This is a genomic window from Aerosakkonema funiforme FACHB-1375 (genome assembly GCF_014696265.1).
In the GTDB taxonomy this organism is placed as follows: Bacteria; Cyanobacteriota; Cyanobacteriia; order Cyanobacteriales; family Aerosakkonemataceae; genus Aerosakkonema; species Aerosakkonema funiforme_A.
The window spans coordinates 1-6,957 of the sequence record NZ_JACJPW010000202.1 but is presented as its reverse complement, the minus strand read 5'-3'; the positions used below and the strand labels follow the sequence as shown (position 1 = coordinate 6,957).

The window sequence follows — 6,957 nt, the reverse complement described above, 5'->3', positions numbered from 1 at the left end:
CGTCAAATCGTGGTAGAAAAACATCAGGGAAATATCGAAGTTGAGTCAACTGTTGGTCGCGGCACCGAGTTCTGCATCCGACTGCCAATTTAACCATAGCCAGCTTCTCAAATCTAGTAATTTCAAGCCAAACAACCATTCAACTAAGTTACAGGGAAATCATCATGAATCTGACAGGATATCAACTCAAGACAGAATTATATAACGGTTCGAGAACTGTAGTTTATCGCGGTAAACGCGAGGTGGACTCGTTACCCGTGGCGATCAAGCTACTGAAAAACCCCTATCCAACTTTTAGTGAATTAGTGCAATTTCGCAATCAGTATACGATTGCCAAAAATCTCAATTCACCGTTAATTATCCAGACCTATAGCCTGGAAAACTACCAAAATGGTTATGCCTTGGTGATGGAAGATTTCAGCGGTATTGCTTTATCAGAGTATTTCCCACCCCAGCAAAAACTTCCCGCCAAATCCCTGCCGGATTTTTTACGAATTGCCATAGCTTTATGTGATGCCATAGATGTACTATATCGGGAAAGAATCATCCATAAAGATATCAAACCCCGCAACATTTTAATTAATCCCCAAACCAAAGAAGTTAAATTAATTGACTTTAGTATTGCCTCCCTGTTACCGAGAGAAACCCAAACTCTCTTAAATCCAAATCAGTTGGAAGGCACATTAGCTTATATTTCCCCCGAACAAACTGGCCGAATGAATCGGGGTATTGATTACCGAACAGATTTTTATTCATTAGGTGTAACTTTTTACGAATTACTGACGGGAGAGTTACCATTTCAATCAAACGAGCCGATGGAGTTGGTGCATTGTCACATTGCCAAACCGCCCAAATTAGTGAATCAAATCAATCCAGATATTCCGGCTGTTCTATCAGAAATAGTATCCAAATTGATGGCCAAAAATGCCGAAGACCGCTATCAAAGCGCATTAGGGCTGAAATGGGATCTAGAACAATGCTGGCAGCAATTGCGAACAAAAGGTCAAATTGAAGCTTTTCTTATTGCACAACGGGATTTGTGCGATCGCTTCATCATCCCCGATAAACTTTATGGCAGAGATCCGGAAGTTCAAACCCTACTCGACGCCTTCGATCGAGTTAGCCAAGGCGCAACCGAAATGATGCTGGTAGCTGGGTTTTCAGGCATTGGGAAAACTGCGGTTGTGAACGAGGTACATAAACCCATTGTCAGACAACGCGGTTATTTTATTAAAGGGAAATACGACCAATTTCAACGCAATATTCCCTTTAGTGCTTTGGTACAATCATTCCGTGATTTAATGTGTCAATTACTCTCAGAATCGGATAGTCAAATCAACAGTTGGAAAATAAAAATTTTGGAAGTTGTTGGCGACAATGGACAAGTTTTAATTGACGTAATTCCAGAGTTACAATATATTATCGGCAATCAACCACCAGCTACAGAACTATCAGGAACTGCTGCCGAAAATAGATTTAATTTACTTTTGCAAAAGTTCGTGCAAGTTTTCACTCATCCAGAACATCCCTTAGTGATATTTTTAGATGATTTGCAATGGGCAGATTCTGCATCGCTGAAATTGTTACAACTGTTGATGCAAGATACAAAATATTTGTTGCTGTTGGGTGCATATCGGAATAATGAAGTATCACCAACTCACCCCTTCATCTTGACTGTAGATGAGTTAGAAAAAGCTGGCGCAGTAGTCAATAAAATTATCCTCCAAGCATTAAGCGAAATTAATCTCAATCAGTTAGTTACAGATACGCTGAATTGTGAGTCATCGCTGGCTCAACCTTTGACAACATTAATTTATCAAAAAACTCAAGGTAATCCTTTTTTTGCTACCCAGTTTCTTAAAGCATTAAATAATGAACATCTGATCGCGTTTGACTTTGCATCTCGCCATTGGCAGTGCGATATTGCTCAAATAAAAGCTTTAGCAATTACTGATGATGTGGTAAAATTCATGTCCATACAATTGCAGAAATTACCACAGCCAACTCAAAATATTCTCAAGTTAGCAGCTTGTGTTGGGGCGCAGTTCGATCTGCAAACATTGGCGATTATTTCCGAACAAACACCAGAAACAACAGCAGCAAATTTATGGAAAGCATTGCAAGAAGGGCTGATTATTCCGAATACAGAAATTTATAAATTTTTTGTTCAATCTGAAGATATATCTGGTTCTTATGCAGCAGCTAATCCAGTTTATCGCTTTTTACACGATCGAGTTCAACAAGCCTCTTATTCCCTGATTCCTGACGACGAAAAGCAAGTCACACATCTCAAAATTGGGCAGTTACTTCTGCAAAATTCTTCTGCCGGAGAACGAGAAGAAAAACTGTTTGATATTGTGGGACATTTGAATCAAGGACAAGCATTAATTAATCAACCACAGGAACGAGCAGTTTTAGCAAAACTCAACTTGAAAGCTGGGAATAAAGCCCGACATTCCACTGCTTATACTGCCGCTAGAGAGTATTTTCATACTGGCATGGATTTACTAGAGATTAATTGTTGGCAAAGTCAGTATGAATTAACTTTGAATTTGTATATAGCTGCAACGGAAGCCAGTTATTTGAATGGTGATTTTGACGGTATGGAACAACTTGCGGCATTGGTATTGCAGCAGGCACAGACTGTTCTTGACAAAGTTAAAATCTACGAAATTCAAATTGCCGCACTAACAGCTGGTAGCCAAATATTAGCAGCGATCGCAGTCGGCAGAGAAGCTCTAGCCCAATTGGGAGTAGAATTACCCAGCCAAGTAGACGAAACTCAGATTGGCAAAGCTTTAGCAGCAGTGAAACAGCAACTCCAAGAACGAGAAATTGCCACACTGATTGACTTACCCCTGATGAGCGAACCTCAAGCTCAAGCTGCAATCCAGATATTAAGTATGTTGTTCCCACCAGTGTTACTGGGACAACCTGGTTTAATGCCCATTCTCGGCGCGACGATGGTACGCTTATCGCTGGAGTTTGGCAATACTTCCGCCTCAATCCCTGGCTATGCAATTCATGGGATGGTGATGTGTGCCTTTTTTGGCGAAGTTGAAATCGGTTATGAGTTTGGTAAATTATCCCTCTCCTTGCTGGAAAAGTTGAACGATCGGAGGATGAAATGTGTCACTCTCAACCTGTTTGGAGGTTTTATACAACATCACCGACAATCACTTTTAGTCGCCCAGCTAACCATGAAAGAAAGCTACATGGCGGGAATGGAAAACGGTGATTTTCTCTACGCTGGCTACAGCATAGAAGGGTATGCCTTAACGGGGTTATTCGCTGGTGTAGAATTGCATAGCTTGGCGGCGGAATTACCTGCTTACAATGCTGCTCTCGTTCAGGTGAAACAAGATTCAGCACTAACTTATTTGCAGATGGTACAGCAAACAGTAGAGCAATTTCAAGAAACAGTGAGCCAACCAGACTGCTTAATGGGTATTTTCTACGATGAAACAGTGATGTTACCAAAGCACAAGCAGGATCGGGATCTGACTGCACTTGCGTTTGTTTATAGCTATAAACTATCGCTTGCCTACTTTTTTGGAAATTATCACGCTGCCCTTGACTATATCACCCAAGTCCAGTCCTATTTAATGGCAGTATCAGGAATGCCTTTTGTTCCTATATTCCATTTCTATACCGCCCTCACTAATCTAGCACTTGTTTCCAGCCCAGCAGAAACAACCGAAATTCTTGCTAAAGTCGAAAGCCATCAACAAACTCTTTACCAGTGGGCGCAAGATGCTCCCATAAATTATTTACACAAATGGCATTTAGTAGAAGCAGAAAAATTGCGAGTTGCGGGTGATAAATTAGCGGCAATGGAGCATTACGAACAAGCTATTACCATTGCCAAAACTAACCAATTCCTCAACGAAGAAGCCTTAGCTAACGAACTTGCTGCCAAATTTTATCTTGATTGGGGCAAAACAAAAATTGCTCAAACCTACATGATGGAGGCTTATTACTGTTATGCGCGGTGGGGTGCCAAAGCCAAAGTTATCGATTTAGAAAGCCGCTATCCCCAATTACTTCTAGCAATTCTGCACAAACAACAACCGAATTTCAAACCAATAGAAACAATCATTTCTAGCTCTTATCACACAGTTCAAGGTTCTAACCGCAGTCATCCTAGCGTTTCCGAAGCTCTCGATTTGGCAACTATTCTCAAAGCTTTTCAATCGCTTTCCCGCGAAATTGAGTTAGAGAAATTACTCTCAACTTTACTGAAAGTAATCCTGGAAAGCGCTGGAGCCAATAAATGTGCTTTACTCATACCAAAAGGTGACTGTTGGGTAATTGAGGCATTATCCCAACTGCAACAACCTGCGATAATTTTACAATCTCTGCCCTGTGAGGAAATAGTCTCTGTTAGCTTAATTAATCGAGTTAAAAATACTCTGGTTGCGGCTGTTGTGGAAAATGCCGCAGTCGAGCCAACTTTGCTTGCCGATCCTTATATTCTGCACCATACACCCAAGACTATTTTCTGCGCGCCAATTCTCAACCAAGGCAAATTGATTGCCATTTTGTACTTAGAAAATAATTTGACAGTGGGAGCATTTACAAGCGATCGCATCGAACTACTCAACTTACTCTGCACTCAAGCTGCAATTTCTCTAGAGAATGCCAAACTTTACGATCGATTAGAGGATTATTCTCACACTCTCGAACAAAAAGTAGCAGAACGCACCCAGGAATTAACAGCAAAAGCTACTCAGTTAGAATCAACACTCGCTCAACTTTACTCAACGCAAGCCCAACTCATTCAAGCTGAGAAAATGTCTAGTTTAGGACAGTTAGTGGCTGGAATTGCTCATGAAATTAACAATCCAATTAATTTTATCTATGGCAACTTACAACCCGCCAAAGAATATGTTAAATCCTTAATTGAATTGAATGATTTATATCAGCAGCTTTATCCCGATCCATTTCCAGAAATTGCTCAAAAAAAAGCCGATATCGACTTGAGCTTTTTATTGGAAGATTTACCAAATATCCTATCTTCTATGAATTTTGGAGTAGAAAGAATTCGTCAAATAGTGCTGTCACTGCGAAATTTTTCCCGTTTGGATGAATCAGAAATAAAAGAAGTAGACATTCACTCTGGTCTGGAAAGTACGTTGTTAATTTTGCAGCATCGATTTCAAAGTAATAATAAACGTCCCGAAATTACAGTCAGCAAAAAATATGGATTATTACCTTTAGTTAGTTGTTATGCTTCGGCTCTGAATCAAGTATTTATGAATATCATCAACAATGCCATTGACGCATTGGATACATCAAAGGAAAATTGCCAACCGACTATTATAATTCGGACGGAATTAACTGAAGAAAAAACTATCATTATTCGCATTATAGATAACGGTATAGGCATGAGTAAGTCGGTGCAAAATCATATATTTAATCCATTTTTTACGACTAAACCAGTAGGTAGCGGTACTGGCTTGGGACTGTCAACTAGCTATTCGATTGTGGTAGAAAAACATCGAGGTAAGTTAAGTTGTATTTCCACACCCGGAGAGGGTACTGAATTTATAATTGAAATCCCCGTGTAAATTTTTGATAGAATTTAAAGAAAACTTCAGAAATCTGGAAAGACCAAATTTAAAAATTAGGAGGATGAGCGCAATTATGGTTAGCACTCTTGTCAGTATTCCCGGATATAGCATCAGAGAACAGCTCTATAATGGCTCCCGAACACTGGTTTATCGCGCAGTCAGAGAAAGGGACTCACTACCAGTGGTTATCAAACTGCTGAAAAATCCCTATCCCACCTTTAGCGAACTGTTGTTGTTTCACAATCAGTACACCATTGGCAAAAATCTCAACTCACCTCTGATTATCCAAACCTAGGGTTAGCTATTGCCCGTCAGATTGTCGTCGAAAAACATCAGGGAAGTATCGAAGTTGAGTCAACTATTGGTCGCGGTACCGAGTTCTGCATCCGACTGCCAATCTCATCATAGGCATCTTTTCAAATCTAGTAATTTCAAGCCAAACAACCATTCAATTAAGTCACGGGGAAATGATTATGAATCTGACAGGATATCAACTCAAGACAGAATTATATAACGGTTCGAGAACTGTAGTTTATCGCGCTCAGCGCGAGGCGGACTCACTACCAGTCGCGATCAAACTCCTGAAAAATCCCTATCCCAGTTTCAGCGAATTAGTGCAATTTCGCAATCAGTATACGATTGCCAAAAATCTCACTTCACCATTAATTATCCAAACCCATAGCCTGGAAAACTACCAAAATGGTTATGCCTTGGTAATGGAAGATTTCGGAGGAGTTGCTTTGTCTAATTATTTCAAGTTGCGGGAAAAATTACCAATTCAGTTACTGCCAGAATTTTTGTCGATCGCCCTAGTCCTGTGCGATGCCATAGAGCTATTGTATCGAGAACGGGTAATTCACAAAGATATCAAACCTAGCAACATTTTGATTAATCCCCAAACCAAAGAAGTTAAATTAATCGACTTTAGTATTGCCTCCCTGTTACCGAGAGAAACCCAAACGCTAGTAAACCCCAATGTCCTCGAAGGCACATTAGCTTATATTTCTCCCGAACAAACTGGGCGAATGAATCGGGGAATTGACTACCGGACAGATTTTTATTCATTAGGTGTAACTTTTTACGAAATACTGACGGGCGAGTTACCGTTTCAATCAAACGAGCCGATGGAGTTGGTGCATTGTCACATTGCCAAACGGCCCAAATTAGTGAATGAAATCAATCCAGAACTTCCTGTCGTTCTATCAAAAATAGTCTCGAAATTGATGGCGAAAAATGCCGAAGACCGCTATCAAAGCGCATTAGGATTGAAATGGGATCTAGAACAATGCTGGCAGCAATTGCGAACAAAAGGTCAAATTGAAGCTTTTCCTATTGCACAACGAGATCTGTGCGATCGCTTCATCATCCCCGATAAACTTTATGG

Annotated in this window: 3 protein-coding genes and 1 pseudogene; all 4 read left to right on the top strand. The window is 40.3% G+C overall.

Annotated elements, in window-relative coordinates; all coding sequences use genetic code 11:
* The first annotated feature begins 164 nt into the window (after positions 1 to 164).
* Positions 165 to 5,570: a trifunctional serine/threonine-protein kinase/ATP-binding protein/sensor histidine kinase gene (locus tag H6G03_RS36375; protein WP_190475684.1), complete on the top strand. Its 5,406-nt coding sequence runs from the start codon at positions 165 to 167 to the stop codon at positions 5,568 to 5,570.
* Between the two features lie 76 nt (positions 5,571 to 5,646).
* Positions 5,647 to 5,865: pseudogene (locus tag H6G03_RS36370) on the top strand (hypothetical protein); the annotation flags it as partial.
* A gap of 11 nt (positions 5,866 to 5,876) precedes the next feature.
* Positions 5,877 to 5,981 carry a hypothetical protein gene (locus H6G03_RS39405; protein ID WP_190475686.1) on the top strand — a complete coding sequence of 35 codons (105 nt, stop codon included), beginning with the start codon at positions 5,877 to 5,879 and terminating at the stop codon, positions 5,979 to 5,981.
* 65 nt (positions 5,982 to 6,046) lie between these two features.
* On the top strand, positions 6,047 to 6,957 hold a 911-nt coding region (locus H6G03_RS36360), incomplete at its 3' end, for a serine/threonine protein kinase (RefSeq protein WP_190475682.1).